The following is a 25295-nucleotide window of genomic DNA, read 5'->3' as shown; positions in this document are numbered from 1 at the left end:
TTTTTACTAAATTTTTACATTCAGTTCAAGTCGGCCACCAAAACCAAGTTCAATAATTTTTTGAAGTGTAGAAATACGAGCTTCTTTGATGTTGTTCTCAATTTTTGAAATATAAGATTTGGTTGTCCCTACTTTTTCGGCAAGTTGCTCTTGTGTCATTCCTAATTCAATTCTTGTATCGTGAATCAAAGCACCAATTTTAAATACTTCATAACCTGCTTCAAGTTCATCACGCTCTTTTGTTCCACGTTTTCCGTAGTTTGTTTCTTTGAACTCTTCAAGAGTTGTTAAGCTTTTATTTTTCGCTTTCATATTCTGCTTTTATTTTAAGTGCTATTTCTATTTCTTTCTTTGGAGTCTTTTGCGTTTTCTTTTGGAAACCGTTAGCTAAAACAACCAGTTTCCCTTCATCAAAAAAGCAAAAAATTCTAAAAATATCACTACCTATTTGAACCCGTATTTCATAAAGTCCATCAGTATTTTCAATATGTTTAAGATAAGTTTCTGGAACTCTTTGTAAATCTTCAAGCAATTCAAAAGTCCAAACAATTTTTGCTTTTACTTTTTTGTTTTGTTTAATAAAGAAGTCTTGAAAGTAGTTCTTATAAAATGTTATACTTCTGTGCTTCTGATTTTTGCTCACATTACAAAGCTACTAAAGTTGCTCTAAAGTGAAACATAAATTTTGCATTTTTTTATTTATCAAAAACACGCTAGCTGAAGTACATGAGCAACACTTTATAAAACTTTATTCATTAGTTCTAATTGATTTAAAGCATTCATAAATTCGCCGAAGCTTCCTTTGATTTCTTTTGGCCTCACAAAAGGAACAAGCCTCGCCGACTATAGAGATGCCAAAAACCATCTAAACACACCGTTCCATATTGATTTATTGAAATGCTTACTTAAGGTAGGTAGGCATTAAATCTTAACTTACCCAAAATTATGTTTTAAGACAATCTACCTCAGCATCCAATAAATTCCTTATTTTTGCGCCCTATTAATAGCACCTCAAAAAATGTTAGAGAAAGAAATCAACAAAAGAAGAACCTTTGGAATTATCAGTCACCCCGATGCCGGTAAAACTACACTAACAGAAAAACTCCTTTTATTTGGAGGTGCTATACAAAAAGCAGGAACCGTAAAACGTAACAAAGCTGAAAAAACCGCTACCTCCGATTTTATGGAGATAGAAAAGCAACGTGGTATTTCTGTTGCTACTTCGGTAATGGGTTTTGAATACAAAGACATCAAAATCAACATCTTAGATACTCCAGGTCACAAAGATTTCGCTGAAGACACTTACCGTACTTTAACAGCTGTAGACTCGGTAATCTTAGTCGTTGACTGTGTGAAAGGGGTTGAAGAGCAAACACGAAAATTAATGCAGGTGTGCAGGATGAGACATACCCCTGTGATTATCTTCATCAATAAAATGGATAGAGAAGGTAAAGACCCTTTTGATTTACTGGAAGAATTAGAAAAAGAATTAAATATCTCTACCCGACCATTAAGCTGGCCTATTGGTATAGGGCATACTTTTAAAGGCGTTTATCAACTCCACAAAAAATCTTTAAACCTTTATAGTCCTAATAAAAAAGAAATTGCTGATGATGTTATCGCTATCAACGATTTAAATCAGCCAGAATTAGACCAAATGTTAGGTGAGCATGCAGCTCATAAGCTAAGGGAAGAAGCAGAGCTGATTGAAGAAGTAGCAGAGCCTTTTGATTTAGGTTTATACCGTTCGGGTTATCTAGCTCCTGTTTTCTTTGGTAGTGCCATCAATAATTTTGGTGTGCAGGAGCTCTTAGATACTTTTATTGAAATTGCACCTACACCACAAGGAAGAGAAGCTAACCTCAGACAAATAGAACCTCAAGAAGCTAAATTTACTGGCTTTGTATTTAAGATACATGCCAACTTAGACCCTAACCACCGCGATAGGATTGCCTTTTGCAGAATTACCTCGGGTACTTTCTTAAGAAACACCTTTTATTACCATACCCGTTTAGATAAGAAGCTAAAATTTGCCTCTCCTACTAGCTTTATGGCTGACAATAAGAGCTTGGTTGAAGAAGCCTATCCAGGCGATGTGATTGGTTTATACGATGCCGGAAACTTCAAAATTGGCGATACCCTTACAGAGGGTGAAAAATTACAATTCTTAGGTATACCTAGTTTTTCACCAGAAATCTTCAGAGAGTTAGAAAATACAGACCCGATGAAGACTAAACAACTTGAAAAAGGTATCAACCAATTGAGTGATGAAGGGGTTGCACAGCTATTTACAGTAAATCCGGGAAACAGGAAAATTATAGGTACTGTTGGTGAGCTACAATTTGAGGTCATTCAATTCAGGTTGAAGCAGGAATATGGTGCTTCTTGTATTTTCAGACCTTTGAACTTCTCTAAGTCGAGTTGGGTTTCTGCCACCACACCTGCCGCGATGCAACAGTTTTTAAAAGCTCAAGCTTCCAGAATTGGCTATGATAAAGAAAACAGACCTGTTTTCTTCTCTTCTTCACAATGGGATTTAGAATATACAGCTAAACAATTTCCGGAAATCAGTTTCCACGATACTTCAGAATGGGATAGGATTTAGAGAAGCTGAAGGCTTAAAGCGGAAAGCTTTTTCTGCCTCTTGCGCTAGTTGCAACGAGGGCTTCATATGGGAGGACGATTGTATCGGCTATTTTAATTTCCCCCCCCCTCTTCGCCCCCTCTAAAGGGGTATACCTTGCAAATGGGTTTTTAAAAGTAGTAAGTAAAAAGTACAGAGTAGGAAGATTCATCAACTTTGTAATTATGCCGCTAGTGTCTCCCTCTGGAGGGAGAATCAAAGAGGGAGGATATTCTGAGTAGAAAGTAAAAAGTACCAAGTAGAAAGATGCCTGAATAGTGGTAAGAGCCTCCCCCTGCACCCCCTCTAAAGGGGGATACCTTGCAAATGGGTTTTTAAAAGTAGTAAGTAAAAAGTACAGAGTAGGAAGGTTCATCAACTTTGTAATTATGCCGCTAGTGTCTCCCACTGGAGGGAGAATCAAAGAGGGAGGATATTCTGAGTAGAAAGTAAAAAGTACCAAGTAGAAAGATGCCTGAATAGTGGTCATCTTGCGCTCGTTTGTAACGAGGGCTTAGAATGGGGTAACGATTGTATCGGTTATTTTATTTTCCTCCCCCTTCGCCCCCTCTAAAGGGGGATACCTTGCAAATGGGTTTTTAAAAGTAGTAAGTAAAAAGTACAGAGTAGGAAGATTCATCAACTTTGTAATTATGCCACTAGTGTCTCCCTCTGGAGGGAGAATCAAAGAGGGAGGATATTCTGAGTAGAAAGTAAAAAGTACCAAGTAGAAAGATGCCTGAATAGTGGTCATCTTGCGCTCGTTTGTAACGAGGGCTTAGAATGGGGTAACGATTGTATCGGTTATTTTATTTTCCTCCCCCTTCGCCCCCTCTAAAGGGGGATACCTTGCAAATGGTTTTTTAAAAAGTAGTAAGTAAAAAGTACGGAGTAGAAAGATTCATCAACTTTGTAATTATGCCGCTAGTGTCTCCCTCTAGAGGGAGAATCAAAGAGGGAGGAATACAGACTGTCTTTCTTCCTCCCCCTGCACCCCCTCTAAAGGGAGACACCTTGCAAATGTTTTTTTTTTAAAAGTAGTAAGTAAAAAGTACAGAGTAGGAAGATTCATCAACTTTGTAATTATGCCACTAGTGTCTCCCTCTGGAGGGAGAATCAAAGAGGGAGGATATTCTGAGTAGAAAGTAAAAAGTACCAAGTAGAAAGATGCCTGAATAGTGGTAAGAGCCTCCCCCTGCACCCCCTCTAAAGGGGGATACCTTGCAAATGGGTTTTTAAAAGTAGTAAGTAAAAAGTACAGAGTAGGAAGATTCATCAACTTTGTAATTATGCCGCTAGTGTCTCCCTCTGGAGGGAGAATCAAAGAGGGAGGAATACTGACTGTCTTTTTTCCTCCCCCTGCACCCCCTCTAAAGGGGGATACCTTGCAAATGGGTTTTTAAAAAGTAGTAAGTAAAAAGTACAGAGTAGGAAGATTCATCAACTTTGTAATTATGCCGCTAGTGTCTCCCTCTGGAGGGAGAATCAAAGAGGGAGGAATACAGACTGCCTTTCCCTCCCCCTTCGCCCCCTCTAAAGGGGGATACCTTGCAAATGGGTTTTTAAAAAGTAGTAAGTAAAAAGTACAGAGTAGGAAGATTCATCAACTTTGTAATTATGCCGCTAGTGTCTCCCTCTAGAGGGAGAATCAAAGAGAGAGGAATACAGACTGTCTTTTTTCCTCCCCCTGCACCCCTCTAAAGGGGGATACCTTGCAAATGGGTTTTTAAAAGTAGTAAGTAAAAAGTACGGAGTAGAAAGATTCATCAACTTTGTAATTATGCCGCTAGTGTCTCCCTCTGGAGGGAGAATCAAAGAGGGAGGAATACAGACTGTCTTTTTTCCTCCCCCTGCACCCCCTCTAAAGGGGGACACCTTGCAAATGGTTTTTTTTAAAAAGTAGTAAGTAAAAAGTACAGAGTAGGAAGATTCATCACGTTTGTAATTATGCCGCTAGTGTCTCCCTCTGGAGGGAGAATCAAAGAGGGAGGATTTTTAAGTAAAAAGTACAGCGTAGATAGATTGAGTAACCTTTAAAATAATAATATTTTATAGCCCAAGTTTAAACCTTGGGCTATAGATTAGAAATCTCAATCAAAAACAGGAATAACATCGGCGGCACTTATCTTCAGAATTAAAGACTGACCTAAAGCATCCAAGCGTAATATCACTCTTTGTTGTTGTTTCCACGATATCAGTTCTGCTTCATACCCTTTTAGCTTTCCTGAGATAATCTTAACTTTTTGTCCTTTTTCTAATTGCTCAAAGGTAATTTCAGGATCTGCTTGTCCACTTAAATAATTTTGCAACATTTGGATTTGCTTATCAGGGATACTGGCAATTTGTCTCGAGAAATAAATGAATCTAACCACACCATAGGTTTGAATAACTTGGTCGTACTCTTTATTAGATATGTGAACAAATAAATAAGACTTAAACAGCGGCTCCTCTACCCACTTCTTCCTATCACTCCACTGCTTTAAAGTTTTTTGTAAAGGTAAGTATACCTGAATTCCTCTTTTAATAAGGCTATCCGCTGTTTTCTTCTCACTTCTTGGATGAGTATACACTGGATACCAACGATAAAGTTCATCTAATTTAGACATACTAGGCTATGGAATAATAGGTGTTAAAGATAATAGAAAAGAATGGATTATGGGGATGGAGAATGGAAAGTTGAAAGTGGAAGGTTATAAGTGGAAGGTTAAAAGTGGAAAGTTATAAGTTGAAAGGAGCTGGATATTTAGGCCTATTTATCAAAATGGAATATAATAGTTCATCTTGCGCTCGTTTGTAACGAGGGCTTAGAATGGGGTAACGATTGTATCGGCTATTTTAATTTCCCTCCCCCTTCACCCCCTCAATGAGGGGGATACCTTGCAAATGGGTTTTTAAAAGTAAAAAGTACAGAGTAGGAAGATTCATCAACTTTGTAACTATGCCGCTAGTGTCTCCCTCTGGAGGGAGAATCAAAGAGGGAGGAATACTGACTGTCTTTCTTCCTCCCCCTGCACCCCCTCTAAAGGGGGACACCTTCCAAACGGGTTTTTAAAGTAGTAAGTAAAAAGTACGGAGTAGAAAGATTCATCAACTTTGTAATTATGCCGCTAGTGTCTCCCTCTGGAGGGAGAATCAAAGAGGGAGGAATACAGACTGTCTTTCTTCCTCCCCCTGCACCCCCTCTAAAGGGGGATACCTTGCAAATGGGTTTTTAAAAGTAAAAAGTACAGAGTAGGAAGATTCATCAACTTTGTAACTATGCCGCTAGTGTCTCCCTCTGGAGGGAGAATCAAAGAGGGAGGAATACTGACTGTCTTTCTTCCTCCCCCTGCACCCCCTCTAAAGGGGGACACCTTCCAAACGGGTTTTTAAAGTAGTAAGTAAAAAGTACGGAGTAGGAAGATTCATCAACTTTGTAATTATGCCGCTAGTGTCTCCCTCTGGAGGGAGAATCAAAGAGGGAGGATATTCTGAGTAGAAAGTAAAAAGTACCAAGTAGAAAGATGCCTGAATAGTGGTAAGAGCCTCCCCCTTCGCCCCCTCTAAAGGGGGACACCTTGCAAATGGGTTTTTAAAAGTAGTAAGTAAAAAGTACAGAGTAGGAAGATTCATCAACTTTGTAATTATGCCGCTAGTGTCTCCCTCTGGAGGGAGAATCAAAGAGGGAGGAATACAGACTGTCTTTCTTCCTCCCCCTTCGCCCCCTCTAAAGGGGATACCTTGCAAATGGGTTTTTAAAAGTAGTAAGTAAAAAGTACGGAGTAGGAAGATTCATCAACTTTGTAATTATGCCGCTAGTGTCTCCCTCTGGAGGGAGAATCAAAGAGGGAGGATATTCTGAGTAGAAAGTAAAAAGTACCAAGTAGAAAGATGCCTGAATAGTGGTAAGAGCCTCCCCCTTCGCCCCCTCTAAAGGGGGACACCTTGCAAATGCATTAACTACAATTTTTAAAATAATATATACCTATTTCAAAATTTGGAAGCGTAACAAGTAAAATATAAAGAGAAAAAACCTCCTACTTCCAGAAATAGTCTAGTTTAAAATCTCTTCTAAACTTGATGCGTATTAGAACAGTCGTTATCCAATTGATTAAAATACAAATCCCTAGGAAAACAAAAATCAAAGTAAAATTACCCCATTCTCTTAATATTAAAACGAGGTAGATAAATAATAAATTGGTTAACACGATGATAAATGTGGCTTGCAAATGTGTAAAACCTAAAGATAGGATACGATGGTGAATATGGTTTCTATCTGCCTGAAATGGCGATTTTCTTTGAATGACTCTTAAAGTAAAAACTCTAACTGTATCAAACAAGGGAATAATTAAAACAGCTACTGCGGTAGCAGGTGCTGATATAAATACAGGTGAAATCTGCTCATAACCAATCTTATTCAATTCGATAAATTTAATTCCTAAAACCACCGAGATTAATCCAATCAGTAAGCTACCAGTATCTCCCATGAAAATGCGTGAAGGTGTATAATTAAAGTAAAGAAAACCTGCTAAAGCCCCTACCATACTAAAAGCAAGGGTAGCTAATTCTTTTTGTTCCATATGAAGAAACATGATACCGAAAGTTAAATTCACAATTAAACCCAAGGTGCCTGCCAAACCATCTATGCCATCTATCAAATTAAAAGCATTTACCATAAACATAATGGTAGTAATGGATAATACAGAACTGGTAAAAAAGTCGATTTCTTGAATACCTAAAATACCATACATACTGGTTAAACGCACATCGCCTAGAAACACAAGAATAGCAGCTACTAAAAATTGGATGAAAAACTTGGTACTTGGACCAGCACCTGCTAGGTCATCTTTTAAACCTACAGCAAATAACATGATACAGGCTGTTAATAAAATATTGGTAGGTAAAACAGCATCATGTTTAGCAAATAAAAGTGAGATAATCGTAAAACTACAAAAAATACCAACCCCGCCCAATCTTGATATACCCGTTTCATGCGTTTTACGTTCCTGATGAAAATCATCATAAAGCTTACGCTCTCTGGCTATAAACATAATAGACGGAATTGCTGCAAGGCTCACAAATCCTGACATTAAAATAATAGCTATAAAATAAAAGTTGTGGATATCCAGAATCAAAACATCATGTATTAAAGCGATATAAATATAATCAATATTATAAAAACTGTCTTAATTTTCGCAAAGGTTTCCATAATGATGCAAAGAATGGAAATGAAATGCCATTTACTTTCATAGCTCGCCTGTCTTCCTGATTAGCTCTCCACCGATTTTTAAAGGAAACATTACTGGTTCCTCCTACCCTCATTTTAACCATAACCTCAGGAAGATAAGCTGTTTTTATTTGATACCGATATAAGAATCTTAAAATTAAATCATAATCAGCTGCTGAACGGTATTGCAAATCATAAGCTCCATATTTTAGAAAACATGTCTTACGGATAAATAAAGTTGGATGAGGTGGCATCCAACCCCAGTTTAATTTTTCCATACTAGAGGTTCCTGCAATCCAATTTCTGATGACTTCATCTTTATTTTCTCTTTTTACGTACTGCAAATCACCATAAACAGCCATAAGTGTTTCATCTTGTTCAAATGCTATAGCTACTTTTCTCAAAACATCGGTACTTGCAAAAACATCATCAGAATGCAAAATTCCGATAACATCCCCCTTTGCTATTTGGATCCCCTTATTAAGTGCATCGTAAATTCCTTGATCGGGTTCAGAAATTAATTGAAAGACTTGTCCCTCCACCAGAGCCTTTACCTTTGCACAGGTATCATCTTGAGAAGCGCCATCAATCACCACCAACTCTTTTTCTTGATACGATTGTATTAAAAAAGAATTTAATGCATCTTCAATATGAGTAGCAGAATTATATGTGGATGTTAGGATACTGATGAGCATGTGTATTAACAATTTAGCTCAAAGCAAAGGATTTTAATTTCAATAATCAATATCTAACCTATATTTTGCTCATGATTTACACAAATGCAACAGCTATAACTTATGTGGTGAGATAGCTTCATTGTGTTTGCTATAACAAAGTGTTTGTCACTGCGAGGAACGTGGCTTCTCTTATTATACTTATAGGAAAGCTTTGCATGAAGGGATAGCTTCACTACGTTCGCTATGACAAAATAATCGTGATAGCTTCGCTTTGCTCGATATGACAAAGCGTTTGTCACTGCGAGAAACGTGGCAGTCTATTATAATGCTATAGGGATAGTCTTGTATGAAGAGATAGCTTCACTATGTTCGCTATGACAAAACAATCGTGATAGCTTTACTGTGTTCGCTATGACAAAGCGTTTGTCACTGCGAGGAACGTGGCAGTCTATTATAATGCTATAGGGATAGCCTTGCATGAAGAGATAGCTTCACTACGTTCGCTATGACAAAATAATCGTGATAGCTTCGCTTTACTCGATATGACAAAGCGTTTGTCACTGCGAGGAACGTGGCTTCTCTCGTAATGCTTATAGGGATAGCTTTGCATGAAGGGATAGCTTCATTACATTCGCTATGACAAAGCGTTTGTCACTGCGAGGAACGTGGCAGTCTATTATAATGCTATAGGGATAGTCTTGTATGAAGAGATAGCTTCGCTTTGCTCGATATGACAAAGCGTTTGTCACTGCGAGGAACGTGGCAGTCTATTATAATGCTATAGGGATATTCTTGTATGAAGAGATAGCTTCACTATGTTCGCTATGACAAAACAATCGTGATAGCTTTACTGTGTTCGCTATGACAAAACGTTGCGAGGAACGTGGCTTCTCTTATAATGCTATAGGGATAGCCTTGCATGAAGGGATAGCTTCACTACGTTCGCTATGACAAAACGTTTGTCACTGCGAGGAACGTGGCTTCTCTTATAATGCTATAGGGATAGTCTTGTATGAAGAGATAGCTTCACTACGTTCGCTATGACAAAACAATCGTGATAGCTTTACTGTGTTCGCTATGACAAAACGTTGCGAGGAACGTGGCTTCTCTTATAATGCTATAGGGATAGCCTTGCATGAAGGGATAGCTTCATTACATTCGCTATGACAAAACGTTACGAGGAACGTGGCTTCTCTTATTATACTTATAGGAAAGCCTTGCGTGAAGAGATAGCTTCGCTTTGCTCGATATGACAAAGCGATCGTGATAGCTTCGCTTTGCTCGCTATGACAAAACGTTTGTCACTGCGAGGAACGTGGCAGTCTATTATAATGCTATAGGGATAGTCTTGTATGAAGAGATAGCTTCACTACGTTCGCTATGACAAAGCCTTTGTCACTGCGAGGAACGTGGCTTCTCTTATAATGCTATAGGGATAGCCTTGCATGAAGGGATAGCTTCATTAGGTTCGCTATGACAAAACGTTGCTTCTCTTATTATGCTTATAGGGATAGCCTTGCATGAAGAGATAGCTTCACTACGTTCGCTATGACAAAACGTTACGAGGAACGTGGCTTCTCTTATTATACTTATAGGAAAGCTTTGCATGAAGGGATAGCTTCACTAGGTTCGCTATGACAAAGCGATCGTGATAGCTTCGCTTTGCTCGATATGACAAAGCGTTTGTCACTGCGAGGAACGTGGCTTCTCTTATTATACTTATAGGAAAGCCTTGCGTGAAGAGATAGCTTCGCTTTGCTCGCTATGACAAAACAATCGTGATAGCTTTACTGTGTTCGCTATGACAAAGCGATTGTTATAGCTTCGCTTTGCTCGCTATGAGATTGTAGATTCAGCAACACAGTTAATAATTAATTTAAAGACTATTCATCTTTAGTCTTCTTATTACGGTAAGCCCTAACACCCAAAAGTATTCCACCAACAAGCAATGCAGAAACACCACCATCTATTGGAACATAAATATCTGGATCACAGGCGGGGTCATCTGGATTTGGATTAAAAGGGTCGTTACAGGGGTCATCCTGAGCAAAAGACCATAAAGGCATTGCTAATAAAGCAAGTGTTAAAATAGTGTTGAGAGCCTTTTTGATCATAAAATATTAGTTCTTCACAAACTTCACATGAGAAATAACTTCTTTGGTATCTCTGTTTTTAATTTGCAGGATATAAAGTGCGTTATTTAAATCAGATACGTTAACTTTTATTTCCTGGTTTTCTACAAAAGTAAGATTTTTTATCGTTCTTCCGTTCAAATCAAGAACAGATATTTCCAATGCGGGATGCCCACCCAAATCTACGCTTAATTCTTCTTTTACCGGATTAGGAAAAACTTTTATGGTCTTAACAGCTTCAGCTAAACTTCCGGCATCCTTAAATAATAAGGCTAACCTGTCAGATCCGTAGCTAGCAGGATTGGTTTTATCTATTGTAAAAGCATAGTTATAACCGCTATGGATTGCAAGCCTTTTATTTAACAACTTATCCCATAATATGATATCTTGCTTTGCAAAAGCCTCTAAGTTCCCAAACTTGAGGGTCATCTTACTGCTTTCCTCAGCATTTACCCAAAGGTTTAAAGTATCCACGCTAGAAGTTGAATTAATGGCTAAAAGCTCATGCTTAGGAGATAAAGTAGCTAAATTTATATTATAGCCTTCTAAGTACTTAGAATCATATTCATCTACATGTTTGGTGAAAGCATCATCAAAAACAACCAAGGCCTCTTCTGAGAATTCTGCACTTGACAAACTAAATCTCAATTGTTTACTTAAGTTTTGCGTAGAACTTGGTAACTTAAAGTTTCCGAAATCGGTATATACAATTTCATTTGGTTGAGACAATAACCTTGCTGGTGCTTCTGTGGTATTCTTTTGATTCTCTCTGAATCTTAAAGTACCACCACCACTTAAAGCTTGTACATAAAAACCTTGACCGGGCTGTATATACCTAGAGCCACCATTTATAGAAACATTCCCTACGGCATTGTAAGTAGCATTGGGTTTACCACCTGTTACAATAAGAATAGTACTGCTTAAATTAGAAGAAGCATTTCTTACTTCATGCCAGTCTATGGTAGCAGGATAAGGATTACCTGCCACATAATAACCATCAGTACTATGACTAAAATTGGTAAAACCAATTGGAACATCTATGTTTCCTTTATTAATAGGGCCAGTAAAGGTTAACAATACATCTTCTGCAGGAGGGAAAGGAGCATTCAATTTTCCAGGATTCGTATACATGTTATCACGATTCCCTCTAAAAAAAGTTAAAAAACCAGTGCCTGGGCTTACCGCAGTAGCCAATGTTGGTACAGGTGTAAATGCAGAGACTGTTGGTGCAGCTGGTTCATTATAGAAATTGAGCGTTACCGCATTTAAATCTACTGCACCTCCTAAATCAAAACCATTGGCGGTATTTCCGGGTCCTGTAATAGGTATATAATTTTTAAGCTGCGCAAAGGTTTTTGCCCCAGCAATTAAATTATCGTTAATAGGTGAAGACATGGTTTTAGTGCCTCTGGTTCTGCCACTAGGCACACCATATAAGTACACCTGAACATTTACATCGCCTGTAACATCTGCAGAACCGCTCAACGCGGCTAAGTTAGCATTGCTATTTGCATTGGCCAGTAAGGTTAAATTACCATTAGCATTTAAAATTGCCGGAGAATTTACACTAAGCGTATTGGTCACATTTGCTGCGCCAGAAACTGTTTTTGTACCACCGGTACTGGCTGTCAAGTTATTAAAAGTTCCTGAAACAATGGTTTGATTGCCGCTAGCATTAAACTCTACCGTACCTGGCCAATTTTTCCCTGCCGATATAGGATTAGCAGAAGTATTTTGCGTTCTTAAAGTACCTGTACCTGTAAAACCATTGGCAGCAGCTACGGTTAAAGCATTGGTCTCCATATCTAAGAAACCATTTGGTATAGCTAAAGTACCATTTACAGCTAAAGCTCCACTACGCATGCTTACGCCGGCAGGATTATTTATCGTTAAATTATTTACTGATGCGGGTAATCCTGTACCCGTTTGTTGTGCAGTACTACCATTATAGGTATAATTAGCCCCTGTACTAAAAGTTCTTGTACCCGTATTTTGAATAGAGCCTGTTGCACCTGTAGCAGCAAAACCCTGAGGATTAGCGGTGATGAGGGTGGAGCCAGAATGCGCAAGAAAGATCCCTGGATAAGACGGTAGAATAAAATTTGAGAAATTTAATATTGCATTTGGATTAATCTCTACTTCAAGACTTCCATCAAAAGAACCTCCTTGATACTGAAATTGCTGCTCTGTTGAACCGGAAAAAACCAATTTTCCTCTACCTACTCCTATACCTTTACTGAGTATTCCACCTGTCATAATAAAATCACCAGACACATACAGTTGACTTAATTTGATTGGATCATTAGTAGTCATTATGCAGAATGTCCCACCAGATTGAACATAATTTCTAATTCTTGTTACTCCATTAGCAGTACTAACAATCATCCTAAAATTCCCTAATCCTGTATTAACAATAGAAAAATTATTTCTTACGGTGATTTCATGAGAGAGCGTAGGAGCTGTATTTAATTGCTGATTTGGGCAGTTCCAAGTAAAATTAAAAAAATTATGATTAGACCCTGATAAAATAATACTAGCTGAATTAGTTGTAAATCCTACAACTTGACATTCCGAACCATTGTTCCATGTTGCAAAAGGAATAGAACCTGCAGTTGTTGTATAGGCATGCCTATAAATACCTCCATTATTAAATACTAAACGCCCTGTAGGATTGATAACTCCTGAGTTTTCTAGAATCCCAGAAACGGTAAAATCATTATTCGCAGCTCCATTTGCAATTGTTATAGTAGATTTAACATTTAATTGTCCCCCACTTAACACAAAAACATCATCTAATGTCAAATTAGTAGTTGTTTCTATCGTATGACCAGCTCTTATAGTGATACTTTTGGAATTAGAATTAGGCACTAGATCTGCATCTATCCAATTAACATTATCATTTGAGCTTTGCCAACTACCTACATCATTCCATAAACCACTTTGTCTAGTTCTAAAAAAATCAGTACTTGAGGACGCAAAAACATAAGAACTTAACAACACATTAAATAGTATTGTTACAAATGACTTTAAGTGTAAATAGGCACTCATATTAATCTCCTAATTATCAAGGAAGTTACTGTAATATCTTCTGATTGACACAAACTTAATCAAATTATAGTTCAAAACATACTTTTTAAAAACAAAAGTTTTTATTACTATTGAAGATAAATTAAATAAATGAATGATTTATCTTAAACATAAATACTTATACATTTTCATAATCTTTTTATTTTATTCTTGTAGATCAAATAGAAATATATTATTTAAACTACCAAATGAAATAAAGACTTTAAAAACGCCAACTCTAATTTTCAATAAAGATTCCCTATATAGAAAAGAATATTTAATCTCTCCAGGGGATAGATTAAATTTAAGGAATATTCAGAATGAAACCGCAATACTAGGCTATCTAGAAAATGAGCTAAGAGTTCAAGGACAAGGTTTAGATTATATTGTGGATACAGATACTAGTGTTACGTTACCCTATCTAGGGAAAGTTTCACTAACAGGAATGAGCTTATCTGATACGGAAAAATACTTAAATAAAGAATATTCAAAAAGATTATTGAAAGATCCTCTCATAAAAGTTAGTTTAACCAATTTAAAAGTTATCTTCTTAGGTGAGTTTTCGAGACAAGGAAATATAACTTTGAATAATGAAAGAACCCATTTGATAGAAGCAATAGGTGCTAATGGTGGGCTTAATCAAAGAGCTAATGCAAAAAAACTCAAAATTATACGTGGTGATTTATCTAATCCAACTGTAATCCTTGTAAATTTAGAAGATATTAGGAGTCTATCAGATAATAATATTTATCTTCAAAATAATGACATTATATATGCAGAAAGTAGAAGTGATGTTAGGATACTCGAAAATCTGACCTCTACTAGAACATTATTAGGAATTGGAATGAGTTTACTAAGTGCTTACATTATAATAGATCGGCTAAATCGATAGAATGCAAAACAAAAAAACAGATACTATAAATCAAGAAATCGATTATAAAAAGTTCTTTAATATCATCATTAGCAGGTGGTATTGGATTATCTTTACGCTCTTGATTGCTTTATTGAGCGCTTATATTTATCTATGGTACACTCCTAAAACTTATAGCACTTCCACTTTTCTTAAATTCGAAGAAAAACAGGCTAATTTAAGCAACTCAGTAACTTTATCATCTTCAACTAGAAGTTTTACAAATAAAATACTTTCCGAAACTTGGACATTAAAGAGTAATCGAACACTTCAGAAGGCCGTAGATTACATTGATTGGGAGGTGAGCTATTTCATCGATGGCAGAGTAAGAACTAGTGATTTATATCCGCAAAAACCTTTTTTGATTTATATACTCAAGAAAGACAGTGCAAATTTTTATAAGTCTCTCATTCGCCTTACCCCTAATTCTAAAGGGTTTCTTATCACCTATAAATATCATGGTAAGGAAAAAGAAATCCAAAAAAGGTATAATGATATCATCCAACTCCCAGGTATTAGCTTCTATATCAAAAAAAACTATACCCTTGTATCGGGGTCACAATACCTTTTTAAGTTCAACCTAAAAAGCGATTTTTACGGACGTATGAGAGCTGGTCTTAATATTGGAGAAGCCGCTCGGTTTGCTTCGATAGCTGTATTAAGCAAGAGCGATAGCAATCCTTATTTTGCTGCTGACGCCTTGAATGCCATCATTAAAGTTTATATCGAAAATGATCTAGGCGACAAAACACAGTCTGCCAAGCAGATTATTGATTTTATTGATGAACAATTGGCTAATCTCAATACTGCTGTAACCAATTCTGGAGAGCGCTTAAAAGAATTCAAACAAAGCAATAATTTCTTAGAACTAGGCGCAGAAGCTTCGCAGGTTTTGAGTGAAGTTACCCGTTTTGAAGCCGAAAATAGAAACATTGACCTTCAACTTTTGCAACTTAGCCAATTACAAAAACAATTTCAAAAGAATAACCAAAGTATTAGCCTTAATTTTAACTTAGATGGTTCTTTGGACCCTTTATTAAATAATTTAATTGGACAATGGAATAGCCTCATTCAAGAACGTGTAGCCTTATCTAATTCTTTTAGGGATGGTGCCAAACCAATCGAAGAATTAGATGCTAAATTGAACATCTTACGCGAAGCTGCTGCTGATAATATCCAGGCTACCATCAATAGGATAAAGCTCACCAAAAAATTCAATCAAGAAAAACTTAATGAGGCTTATAACAGTTTAAAAAATCTCCCTACTCAAGAACGCCAATTATTTGGCTTGCAACGTGATTATAATATCAATGAAAAGATCTTTAGCTATCTTTCTGAAAAGAAATTAGAAGCTCAGATTTCGAAAGCGTCTATCCTACCAGATGCTAAATCTATTGACCCTGCTAGACCTAATTTATACCCGGTAACGCCTGTCCCAACTGCTATCTGGCGCTTTGCCTGGATCATTGGTATCGGTAGCGGTATTGGCTTAATCTTTTTAGCTCGCCTATTAAACCCTTATATCTATGATAAGGAAACCATCGAAAGCTTAACGAATATCCCTATTATAGGTTTGATTAGAAATTATCCTGAAAAATTAGATGCTGATAGCAAGCAATTACTTACCCTTTCTAAACCCAAATCTTTGTTCGCAGAATCGGTACGTTCTGTAAGAACCAATTTAAGCTTTGTAGCTGGAGAAAAGCAATCTAAAGTAATTTGTGTTACTTCCGAAGTGGCTGGAGAAGGTAAATCTTTCGTGAGTTTAAATTTGGCTAGCTCCCTAGCTTTGATTGATAAAAAAGTTATTTTTATTGCAGCCGATTTAAGGCGTTCTAAGATTCATAAAACTTTTGGATTGAAACAACAGGCCGGCTTAAGCACTTATCTGGCCAATCAACATGAACTTCAAGATATCATCCACCAGAGCGGGCAAGAGAATTTAGATATCATCATTGCTGGGCAAGTACCTCCTAACCCAGCAGAACTGATGTATAGCCCTCGCTTAACGCAGTTGTTAGAACAACTGAAACAACAATATGACTATATCTTATTTGATACCGCTCCTATCGGCTTGGTCTCTGATGCTTTGCCACTCATTCGTGTGAGCGATATCAACCTTTTTGTCATTAGAACAGGTAAATCCAAACCTTCTGCGGCTACCATTCCTAATCGTATAGCTAGCGAGTATGAGTTAGAAAATACTTTTATCATTTTAAATGATTACCGGACAGAGGCTTTATACTCTAATTACTATAGTACCAAGTATAGCGACAACTATTATGGTTATTATTATACCGATGGTTCTTATGATGGCGCTGGTTATTATACGGATGATAGACCACAGCAATGGTGGAAGAAGATTTTAAAGTGGAAAGGGTGAGAGATAGCGTAAGTACGGAGTTAGAAGATTGCCTAAATGTTGTGATAGCTTGAAAGGTTGGAAGGTGGAAAGATTAAATATCATTTGTAAATTTTATTTGCCTCCCCCTGCACCCCCTCAATGAGGGGGATACTTTGCATTTGGATTAGGACTATATTTATAAAGAAAAAAGACTTTCTATTTCATACACTTGAAAGGTATGCCGCCTGTGTCTCCCTCTGGAGGGAGAATCAAAGAGGGAGGGCTTTGGAGTAGAAAGACTTCCTAAATGTTGTGATAGCTTGGAAGTTTGGAAAGTTAAAAGTAAAAAAAGCCTGAAAGGCGGATATTTAGGAAGTTTCCTCTTGAGCTCGTTTGTAACGAGGTCTTACATTGGTGTGGCGATTGCATCGCTTTTTTAACTTCTGAGGTTCTAGGTTTTTAACCACAGCGGAATTGCACTTTAGTTTATAATATCTTAATAATAACAATTATCCGCCTCATGAGCCGGCGGGGCCCATTACTTTTGTGAGGGCAAAAGTAATCAAAACCCTTGATCAATCCCGCAGGAGCCTTTGCCGCATATGCCTTACCCGCAATTCAAAAACAATGAGCACTTATTTTTGCTCGCTTGTGGTTTATGAATGTTAGTGTAAATTCGAACGCAAAACCGCATACGCTATAGGCTTGGTTGTGCTAACTTTTTTGTTGATGCTCCTGTTTTTGATTTTTTTCCGGCTCTTGGGGATTGCTCATGTACTTCGGAATAGTCTGTTTTTTATCAAAGTTTGTTCCTTCCTAAGAGTAGACAAAGTACGGAGTAAAAAGAACCTCAAAGGCGGATATTTAGGAAGTTTCCTCTTGAGCTCGTTTGCAACGAGGTCTTAACTTGGGGTGGCGATTGTATCACTTTTTTTAACCTCCAAAGTTCCATGTTTTTAACTACAAAGGGCGCAAAGTGCTCTAAGCTGGGTGGTGATGGTGAGTTTTTCCTCTTGCGCTCGTTTGTAACGAGTGCTTATTATGGGGTGGCGATTGCATCGCTTTTTTACCTCCAAAGTTCCATGTTTTTAACCACAAAGGGCGCAAAGTTCTCTGAGCTGGGTGGTAATGGTGAGTTTTTCCTCTTGCGCTCGTTTGTAACGAGTGCTTATTATGGGGTGGCGATTGCATCGCTTTTTTTACCTCCAAAGTTCCATGTTTTTAACCACAAAGGGCGCAAAGTTCTCTGAGCTGGGTGGTGATGATGAGTTTTTCCTCTTGCGCTCGTTTGTAACGAGTGCTTATTATGGGGTGGCGATTGTATCGCTTTTTTTAACCTCTAAAGTTTCATGTTTTTAATCACAAAGGGCGCAAAGTGCTCTAAGCTGGGTGGTGAAATTGACTCACTCCTTTCGATACGCTTGTCAAGCGAAGAATGAAACAGTCCCTTTTTAACCTTGGATGATGGGATAGCTTCACTGCGTTCGCATAGTTTGTCACTGCGAGGTACGTGGCAGTCTCTTACAGCCTGCATGAGGGGATAGCCTTGCATGAAAAGATAGCTTCGCTGTGTTTGTTATGTTTTAACCGCTGAGAACCCAGAGGACACCGATCTGGGTGGTTACTTGCAAGATGTAGACTTTTATCGTGAGATGTTTCACTTTGTTTAACAAGACGGAAGGGAAAGGGGGGAGTTGTAAACTCCATCAACGACTCGCTTGGACTGAAAATAACACTAAACCGTAGTAATTGCTTTTCATATTCGATACTTAATATGTTATCACGGGTATGTTACAGGTTTTTTATAGGGTTTAAAATATAGTTTGTACCCTGTTATAACCCTGTTAGCACCCTGTTAATACCCTGTTAGCTATATTTTTGAATATACTTTGAAACGAGTAAAAAAAGATGGTTTAATCGCTTACCAATAACGTTAAACACAAAAAGATAAATAAACGATTCTCAACGAGCTGTTTTAAGTGATAAGCAAGAAAATAAAATATAAAAAATAGTGGAAAGATTGGTGATTAAGATGGGGTTCTCAGCAGAGAATCAAATGGTTTAACAACTAGGCGCTATGAATAAATTAAAAATTTAAAAAAACCTATTTTGGCTTTCATAAATAATGATAATTTTACAGACGAAAGCACTTAGCACTAAATAAAATGGGACTGAGGAAGCGAAGCTGTGCATCATGCTAAAAGTTTTAACTCATACACACATAACAACTGTAATTTCCTCTTTTATTTTTGGGGCTTATCTAAACCGCTTGAATTAACCTAAATTCTTGATTACCAAACCTCAAAAAGTTCTTTTCCTAACTCTTCGTACTTTTAGTTTAACTGGCGGCATAGAAAAGGTATGCAAAGGCATTGCTTTTGCACTTCAGAATTTCCAAAAGGAAAGGAAAATTCATTTTAGCATGATTTCTCTTTACGATGAATTTCCGGACGAACGATATGTACAAAAATCACTTTTTAATTCTTATGGTTTATACCCAAAATTAGGGGCTATACTTTCTTGTTTTACAGCTATCAAATATGATACCATCATTTTAAGTCATGTTAACCTAGCTCCTATTGCCTGCTTTGTTAAATTCTTAAAACCACAATGCAGAATTATTTTATGGACACATGGTATTGAGGTATGGCGTCCGTTAAAGGGATTAAAAAAAAGGTTAGTAGAAGTTGCAGATGAAATTATTGCGGTAAGCGCCTTTACCAAAAGTGAGCTAGTAAAAAGACATGATATAGTTGCGGAAAGAATTAAAGTGATTCCTAATGCACTTGATCCTTATTTTGTTATTCCAGAAATCAAGGAAGATGATGAACATGCTATCCGTAAATTTTATGACATCCCGGCTGATGCTCCTTTGTTTTTTGCTTTAACTCGCTTAAAAAATAGCGAACAACAAAAGAATTATGATTTGGTTATCCAAGCCATTGCTGCACTAAAGGATGAAGGTATAGCGGCTTATTATATACTAGGTGGCAAATACGAGGATACGGAATACCAACGTATACAAGATTTAGCTATAAGCTTAAACGTACAAAAACAAATTATACTCACAGGATTTATTGCTGATGAAGCTATTAGCAACTATTACCAGGCTGCTGATGCTTTTGTTTTACCTAGTGAAAAGGAAGGCTTCGGGCTGGTGTTTATTGAAGCGCAAGCTTGTGGGTTGCGAGTAATAGCGGGAAATCAAGATGGCTCTATTGATGCTGTACAAAACCCTGATGCTGGTATTTTAATAAACCCTCAGGATTTCAAAGCGATTAAAGAGGCGTTGAATAGTTTAAGTCAACATAAATTATCCATGCAAGAAAAGAAAGCTATTCAAAGAGCTTGTTTGGAGAAGTTTGCATATAAAAAGTTTTCGAGAGAGGTTGAGGGATTGGTTTGTTAGGTGGTTAGTTGGTTAGGTGGTTAGTTGGTTAGGTGGTTAGTTGATTAGGTGGTTAGTTGATTAGGGATTAGTGGATGATGATATTTTTGATGGAGTGATTTTTGATTTAGGGATTGGAGATTAGTTCATTAGTTTGTTAGGGGTTAGTTGGTTAGTTTGTTGGTTGGTTAGTTGGTTAGTAGGGAGTCATTGGTTCATTAGTAATTAGTTCATTGGTTCATGAGTTAAAAGTGATTAGTGGATAGTAAAGTGTCATTAGTAAATAGTCTTTTTAAGAATTGTCACACTGAGCGGAGTCGAAGTGGGAGTCGAAGCCTTTCAATTCTTTTTGATGAAGTGAGTTTTGATGGAGTGATTGGAATGGTAGTTAATGGTCGATAGTGAATAAAAATATTTCTGTAAATTTGTAAGAGAAAATTGTGCCATATGGAAACCTTAATCGTACATCCTGAGAACAAAGAGCAATTGGCAGCTATAAAAGCTTTTATGAAGGCTCTTAAAATCAATTTTGAAAAAAAGTTAGGGGAATCACCTTATAATCCAGAATTTGTAGATATGATAAAAAAGGCTAAAAAAAATCCTAGCTATAAAACTGTTGACCCAAATAACCTATGGGAAAGTTTACAATTAAAGTAGAAAAAATTGCAGAAGAACCCTCAAAAAACACTTCAAATCAGGCAATAAATCTAATATTAAAAAAATAGAGCAAATATTTATTGAGCTTGCCCAAACTCCTTATCATGGAATTGGAAATCCAGAACCCCTAAAATATGAACTATCCGATTTCTGGTCCAGAAGAATAAATCAAAAAGACAGACTAATATACAAAGTACAAGAAGATATTGTAACTGTGTTCGTAATTTCTGCACTAGGTCATTATGATAAATAGTCAGATTATTTTTTGATGCAAATAACAGTGGATGATGATATTTTTGATGGAGTGAGTTTTGATTTAGGGATTAGTCATTGGTTCATTAGTCATTAGTTTATTGGTAGATAATGATATTTTTGATGGACCAAATTAGATAAAACAACGGAATAAAACATGAAGGTACAAGCCCAAGAAGAGTGGGATTTAGAAATACAACCGAAAAACAAACTTTTTGATTTACAGCTCAAAGAGGTTTGGCATTACCGCGACCTGATGTGGCTGTTTGTAAAGCGTGACTTTGTGGCGCAGTTTAAGCAAACCATCTTGGGCCCATTATGGCATGTGATTCAGCCTGCTTTAACGACCATGATGTTTTTACTTGTTTTTGGTAAAATCGCTCGTATTCCTACGGATGGTATTGCTCCTGCTGCTTTTTACATGGCCGGATTGACAATTTGGAATTATTTTGCAGCTTGTTTAACTGGTACTTCCGGTACCTTTACTGCCAATGCTTCTATCTTTGGTAAAGTCTACTTCCCCAGAATTGTTATGCCTTTATCTGTCGTGATTTCTAATATGGTGAAATTTGCTATCCAATTTGCCTTATTGATAATTGTCATGGTTTATTACCACTTTAATGGGTATCCTATACAGTTGAGTGCAAATTTATTGTTCATACCCTTTATTGTTTTATTGATGGCAGGTATCGGTTTAGGTTTAGGCATCATCATTTCTTCGGTCACTACAAAATATCGGGATTTTGCTGTTTTGCTTTCTTTCGCAGTACAACTACTCATGTATGCTACCCCAGTGATTTATCCCCTCTCCTATTTACAAGGTAAAAGTTTTCGTTGGCTGGTAGATATCAATCCGCTATCTCCCGTTGTAGAGAGTTTTAAATATGTTCTTTTTTCCAAAGGTTACGTAGATCCTCTGCATATGCTATACAGTATTATTTTCATGCTTCTTTCTGTTGGTATAGGCTATATCATCTTTAACAGGGTGGAGAAAAGCTTTATGGATACGGTGTAGGTGGTTAGTTTGTTAGGTGGTTAGTCCCGATAGCTATCGGGAGTTAGGTGGTTAGTCCCGATAGCTATCGGGAGTTAGGTTGTTAGGGAGTCAATGGACAATGGTTAATGGTCAATGAGCAATGGTCGATGGACAATGGTCAGTAATCTATAGTGAGTGCTAAGATGTCATTATTAAGAATTGTCACACTGAGCGGAGTCGAAGTGGGAGTCGAAGCCCTTTGGTTATTTTTGATGGAGTTAGTTTTGATTTAGTCATTAGTTCATTGGTCAATAGTTCATTAGTAACTAGTTCATTAGGGGGTGATTATATTTTTGAAGATTGATTTTTTATTTAAAGAGAAAGTTCTTATAAAATACATATTAAAGTTTTAGTTATATCTAAAACTTACTGTATTTTTACCTCAAATTATAGCTATAACTACAATGAATATTCCTGCTGATTTGGAAATAAGAACTGATTATTTAAATCGGGTAATACCATTTATTGGAAAATCAATCATTAAAGTATTTACTGGACAGCGTAGGGTTGGTAAAAGTTATTTAATTTTCCAAATTATTGATTTCCTTCAAAAAGAACATGAAGATGCTAATATCTTATACATCAATAAAGAAGATTTATCTTTTTCGTTTATTAAAACAGCAGAAGATTTACATCAATATGTATTAGCGAAGAAACATGCTAGCAAAAAGACTTTTGTTTTCATAGATGAAATACAGGATATTATAGATTTCCAAGACGCACTACGCTCACTTTTATTACATCAAGATTTAGACCTATATTGTACAGGAAGCAATGCCAATTTATTGTCAGGCGATATTGCAGGTAAATTAAGTGGTAGATATATAGAGTTTACCGTTTATAGTTTATCTTATGAAGAATTTTTACAATTTCATCATTTAACAGATACAGATAATTCTTTAGACTTATATATCAAATATGGTGGTTTACCCTATCTTAAAAATTTGCCTTTAACAGACATGGTGATTTTTGAATATTTAAAAAATATTTACAATACCATAGTATATAGAGACATTATCAACCGATATGCTATACGAAATACTGTTTTTTTAGAGCAGCTTGTTATTTTCTTAGCTGCCCATACGGGTAGCCTATTTTCTGCAAAAAAAATAAGTGACTTTTTAAAATCCCAAAAAACCAATATCCCCCCTAACCAGGTTCAAATTTATATTCAGCATCTGGTAAATGCGTTCTTAATTCATAAAGTTTCCAGATTTGATCTTCTAGGAAAGCGAATATTTGAAATAGGAGAAAAATTTTACTTTGAAAATCTAGGAATTAGAAATGGCATTTGGGGATATCGCTTAGAAGATAAAGGAAAAATCATTGAAAATGTTGTTTACAATCATCTTATATCTTCCGGATATCATGTAAAAATAGGTATCATAGGAACTCAAGAAATTGATTTTTTTTGTGAGAGAAATGGCGAAAAAAAATATGTACAAGTAGCATTATCTTTAAACGAACAAAAAACGTTTGATAGAGAGTTTGGAAATTTGAAACTTATCCAAGATAACTACCCTAAAGAAGTGGTTACTTTAGACGCTTACACTGGCAATAGTATAGAAGGTATAAAGGCGGTAAGTTTAAGAACATTTCTACTTTCTTAATATACTAATTGCTCTTAAGAGATAGATTCATCATAACATATTTAGTTCGAACAATTTTTCTTAAACACAGCTTAATTTTTTTTTAAATGGGAGTAGCCATAAAAGTAGAGAACCTATCTAAACAATACCGCTTAGGTAAAATTGGCACAGGTTCTATTGCTCATGATCTTAATAAATGGTGGCATACCGTAAGAGGTAAAGAGAATCCTTACCTTAAAATTGGGGAAACTAATGACCGCAGTACCAAAGGCAATAGCGATTATGTCTGGAGCTTAAAAGATATCAATTTTGAGATTGAACAAGGAGATGCCGTTGGTATCATTGGTCGTAATGGTGCAGGCAAAAGTACTCTCTTAAAAATCTTAAGCCGGGTAACAGGGCCAAGTACAGGTTCCGTAAAGGTTAAAGGTCGTATTGCATCTCTACTAGAAGTAGGGACGGGTTTTCATCCTGAACTTTCTGGCAGAGAAAATATTTTTCTCAATGGCGCCATATTAGGTATGCGTAAAGCAGAAATTAAGAAACATTTTGATACTATTGTAGATTTTGCTGGTGTTGAGCGCTATATAGATACCCCTGTAAAACGCTACAGCAGCGGAATGTATGTAAGACTAGCTTTTGCTGTTGCTGCCCATTTAGAGTCTGAAATTTTAATTGTAGATGAGGTCTTAGCTGTAGGTGATGCGGAATTTCAAAAGAAATGTTTGGGAAAGATGAATGATGTGAGTAAAGGAGAAGGGAGAACGGTGTTATTTGTGAGCCATAATATGGCATCTATTAGAAATCTTTGTTCAAGTGGAATAATCTTACAAAATGGGATGGTGCGTTACTCAGGTAATATTGAAAATTGCATTGAGGATTACACGAAACTTGATATAGAGAATGGTGACTACAATAAAAAGCATGTTATCATTGACGATAGTTATAGAAGATTTTTTGCCTCTCATGAAAGAAATATAGATTTTTTATCAGTAGAAATACTAAATAAATCATTAAATAATGCCCTTGCAACCAATGAAGACATCATATTAGAAATTAAAATTAAATCAGTAAAAGATATTGATGGTTGTAGAATAGCTGTTGGTGTTAATAATATTAATGACACCCCATGTGGCGTTCATTTTAGTGAGCAAAACATTGAGGTTAAAGCAAATGAAGTTCAAAAGTTAAAGGTTATATTTAAAGACCATCAACTCGCTAAAGGCAAATATTATTTCGATTTTTCTATTGGAAAAGGAAATCAAATCGAAGGATTTAAGGACTTTGATATTATTCACAAGACTATTTTTTTTGAAATAGCATATAGTGATATAGAAAGTAAACAAATGATTCCTATTTGGCATAGTTCATGGGGAAACATTAATTTCCAAAACATTGAAATTACACAAAACTAA

Annotated in this window: 18 protein-coding genes; 10 read left to right on the top strand and 8 right to left on the bottom strand. The window is 36.5% G+C overall.

Translation table 11 applies throughout. The features are described from left to right. Window positions 1-6: 6 nt before the first annotated feature. Together GJJ64_RS00715 and GJJ64_RS00710 are read right to left on the bottom strand one after the other, a co-directional pair. The gene (locus GJJ64_RS00715; protein ID WP_154285873.1) at window positions 7-312 is read right to left on the bottom strand and encodes a helix-turn-helix domain-containing protein; all 306 of its coding nucleotides are present in this window, start codon (window positions 310-312) and stop codon (window positions 7-9) included. Next, window positions 296-643 carry a type II toxin-antitoxin system RelE/ParE family toxin gene (locus GJJ64_RS00710; RefSeq protein WP_149073574.1) on the bottom strand — a complete coding sequence of 116 codons (348 nt, stop codon included), beginning with the start codon at window positions 641-643 and terminating at the stop codon, window positions 296-298. Before GJJ64_RS00710 ends, GJJ64_RS00715 begins: the two co-directional genes overlap by 17 nt. Before the next feature lie 375 nt (window positions 644-1018). On the opposite strand from GJJ64_RS00710, the gene GJJ64_RS00705 reads away from it, so the two are divergent. Then, entirely contained in the window at window positions 1019-2605 is a 1587-nt protein-coding gene (locus GJJ64_RS00705) for a peptide chain release factor 3 (RefSeq protein ID WP_154285872.1), read from the top strand. Window positions 2606-2618: 13 nt separating this feature from the next. Here GJJ64_RS00705 and GJJ64_RS00700 read toward each other — a convergent pair whose 3' ends face one another. From GJJ64_RS00700 to GJJ64_RS00675, 6 genes are all read right to left on the bottom strand, one after another. Further along, window positions 2619-3113 (bottom strand): hypothetical protein, encoded by a 495-nt coding sequence (locus tag GJJ64_RS00700; RefSeq protein WP_154285871.1) that lies wholly within the window; start codon window positions 3111-3113, stop codon window positions 2619-2621. 1600 nt (window positions 3114-4713) lie between these two features. After that, window positions 4714-5229: a UpxY family transcription antiterminator gene (locus GJJ64_RS00695; protein WP_154285870.1), complete on the bottom strand. Its 516-nt coding sequence runs from the start codon at window positions 5227-5229 to the stop codon at window positions 4714-4716. Window positions 5230-6639: 1410 nt separating this feature from the next. After that, complete coding sequence (locus GJJ64_RS00690; protein ID WP_229655417.1) at window positions 6640-7692, bottom strand: MraY family glycosyltransferase; 1053 nt, start codon at window positions 7690-7692, stop codon at window positions 6640-6642. A gap of 82 nt (window positions 7693-7774) precedes the next feature. Beyond that, the gene (locus tag GJJ64_RS00685; protein ID WP_154285869.1) at window positions 7775-8524 is read right to left on the bottom strand and encodes a glycosyltransferase family 2 protein; all 750 of its coding nucleotides are present in this window, start codon (window positions 8522-8524) and stop codon (window positions 7775-7777) included. A 1865-nt stretch (window positions 8525-10389) separates the two neighbouring features. Further along, window positions 10390-10620: a PID-CTERM protein-sorting domain-containing protein gene (locus tag GJJ64_RS00680; protein ID WP_154285868.1), complete on the bottom strand. Its 231-nt coding sequence runs from the start codon at window positions 10618-10620 to the stop codon at window positions 10390-10392. Between the two features lie 6 nt (window positions 10621-10626). After that, entirely contained in the window at window positions 10627-13686 is a 3060-nt protein-coding gene (locus tag GJJ64_RS00675; protein ID WP_154285867.1) for a T9SS type A sorting domain-containing protein, read from the bottom strand. Window positions 13687-13819: 133 nt separating this feature from the next. On the opposite strand from GJJ64_RS00675, the gene GJJ64_RS00670 reads away from it, so the two are divergent. The 9 genes from GJJ64_RS00670 to GJJ64_RS00630 all read left to right on the top strand — a co-directional run bounded on the left by GJJ64_RS00670 (window position 13820) and on the right by GJJ64_RS00630 (window position 25295). Next, window positions 13820-14596, top strand: coding sequence for a polysaccharide biosynthesis/export family protein (locus GJJ64_RS00670; RefSeq protein WP_154285866.1), 777 nt, complete (start codon window positions 13820-13822; stop codon window positions 14594-14596). 1 nt (window position 14597) lies between these two features. Continuing rightward, complete coding sequence (locus GJJ64_RS00665; protein WP_154285865.1) at window positions 14598-16997, top strand: polysaccharide biosynthesis tyrosine autokinase; 2400 nt, start codon at window positions 14598-14600, stop codon at window positions 16995-16997. A gap of 911 nt (window positions 16998-17908) precedes the next feature. Continuing rightward, window positions 17909-18208: a hypothetical protein gene (locus GJJ64_RS00660; protein WP_154285864.1), complete on the top strand. Its 300-nt coding sequence runs from the start codon at window positions 17909-17911 to the stop codon at window positions 18206-18208. Window positions 18209-19245: 1037 nt separating this feature from the next. Continuing rightward, complete coding sequence (locus tag GJJ64_RS00655) at window positions 19246-20367, top strand: glycosyltransferase family 4 protein (protein WP_154285863.1); 1122 nt, start codon at window positions 19246-19248, stop codon at window positions 20365-20367. 426 nt (window positions 20368-20793) lie between these two features. Beyond that, a complete protein-coding gene (locus tag GJJ64_RS00650) occupies window positions 20794-21003 on the top strand; it encodes a DUF2683 family protein (RefSeq protein ID WP_154285862.1) in 210 nt (69 codons plus the stop codon). A gap of 55 nt (window positions 21004-21058) precedes the next feature. Further along, the gene (locus GJJ64_RS16865) at window positions 21059-21256 is read left to right on the top strand and encodes a Txe/YoeB family addiction module toxin (protein WP_317162909.1); all 198 of its coding nucleotides are present in this window, start codon (window positions 21059-21061) and stop codon (window positions 21254-21256) included. A gap of 156 nt (window positions 21257-21412) precedes the next feature. Further along, window positions 21413-22270 (top strand): ABC transporter permease, encoded by an 858-nt coding sequence (locus GJJ64_RS00640; RefSeq protein ID WP_154285861.1) that lies wholly within the window; start codon window positions 21413-21415, stop codon window positions 22268-22270. A gap of 425 nt (window positions 22271-22695) precedes the next feature. Next, entirely contained in the window at window positions 22696-23901 is a 1206-nt protein-coding gene (locus tag GJJ64_RS00635; protein WP_154285860.1) for an ATP-binding protein, read from the top strand. A gap of 86 nt (window positions 23902-23987) precedes the next feature. Next, window positions 23988-25295, top strand: a complete 1308-nt coding sequence (locus tag GJJ64_RS00630; RefSeq protein ID WP_154285859.1) for an ABC transporter ATP-binding protein — start codon at window positions 23988-23990, stop codon at window positions 25293-25295.

The organism is Pedobacter puniceum (assembly GCF_009674685.1).
In the GTDB taxonomy this organism is placed as follows: Bacteria; Bacteroidota; Bacteroidia; order Sphingobacteriales; family Sphingobacteriaceae; genus Pseudopedobacter; species Pseudopedobacter puniceum.
The sequence above is the reverse complement of the archived record's forward strand: the minus strand, read 5'-3'. Positions and strand labels throughout refer to the sequence as shown.

Excerpts from the sequence above, each read along its gene's own strand:
- GJJ64_RS00715 (WP_154285873.1), bottom strand. The coding sequence starts at position 312 with ATGAAAGCGAAAAATAAAAGCTTAACAACTCTTGAAGAGTTCAAAGAA.
- GJJ64_RS00705 (WP_154285872.1), top strand. The coding sequence starts at position 1,019 with ATGTTAGAGAAAGAAATCAACAAAAGAAGAACCTTTGGAATTATCAGT.
- GJJ64_RS00700 (WP_154285871.1), bottom strand. The coding sequence starts at position 3,113 with ATGACCACTATTCAGGCATCTTTCTACTTGGTACTTTTTACTTTCTAC.
- GJJ64_RS00695 (WP_154285870.1), bottom strand. The coding sequence starts at position 5,229 with ATGTCTAAATTAGATGAACTTTATCGTTGGTATCCAGTGTATACTCAT.
- GJJ64_RS00690 (WP_229655417.1), bottom strand. The coding sequence starts at position 7,692 with ATGTCAGGATTTGTGAGCCTTGCAGCAATTCCGTCTATTATGTTTATA.
- GJJ64_RS00685 (WP_154285869.1), bottom strand. The coding sequence starts at position 8,524 with ATGCTCATCAGTATCCTAACATCCACATATAATTCTGCTACTCATATT.
- GJJ64_RS00680 (WP_154285868.1), bottom strand. The coding sequence starts at position 10,620 with ATGATCAAAAAGGCTCTCAACACTATTTTAACACTTGCTTTATTAGCA.
- GJJ64_RS00675 (WP_154285867.1), bottom strand. The coding sequence starts at position 13,686 with ATGAGTGCCTATTTACACTTAAAGTCATTTGTAACAATACTATTTAAT.
- GJJ64_RS00670 (WP_154285866.1), top strand. The coding sequence starts at position 13,820 with ATGATTTATCTTAAACATAAATACTTATACATTTTCATAATCTTTTTA.
- GJJ64_RS00665 (WP_154285865.1), top strand. The coding sequence starts at position 14,598 with ATGCAAAACAAAAAAACAGATACTATAAATCAAGAAATCGATTATAAA.
- GJJ64_RS00660 (WP_154285864.1), top strand. The coding sequence starts at position 17,909 with ATGTTTTTAACTACAAAGGGCGCAAAGTGCTCTAAGCTGGGTGGTGAT.
- GJJ64_RS00650 (WP_154285862.1), top strand. The coding sequence starts at position 20,794 with ATGGAAACCTTAATCGTACATCCTGAGAACAAAGAGCAATTGGCAGCT.
- GJJ64_RS00640 (WP_154285861.1), top strand. The coding sequence starts at position 21,413 with ATGAAGGTACAAGCCCAAGAAGAGTGGGATTTAGAAATACAACCGAAA.
- GJJ64_RS00635 (WP_154285860.1), top strand. The coding sequence starts at position 22,696 with ATGAATATTCCTGCTGATTTGGAAATAAGAACTGATTATTTAAATCGG.
- GJJ64_RS00630 (WP_154285859.1), top strand. The coding sequence starts at position 23,988 with ATGGGAGTAGCCATAAAAGTAGAGAACCTATCTAAACAATACCGCTTA.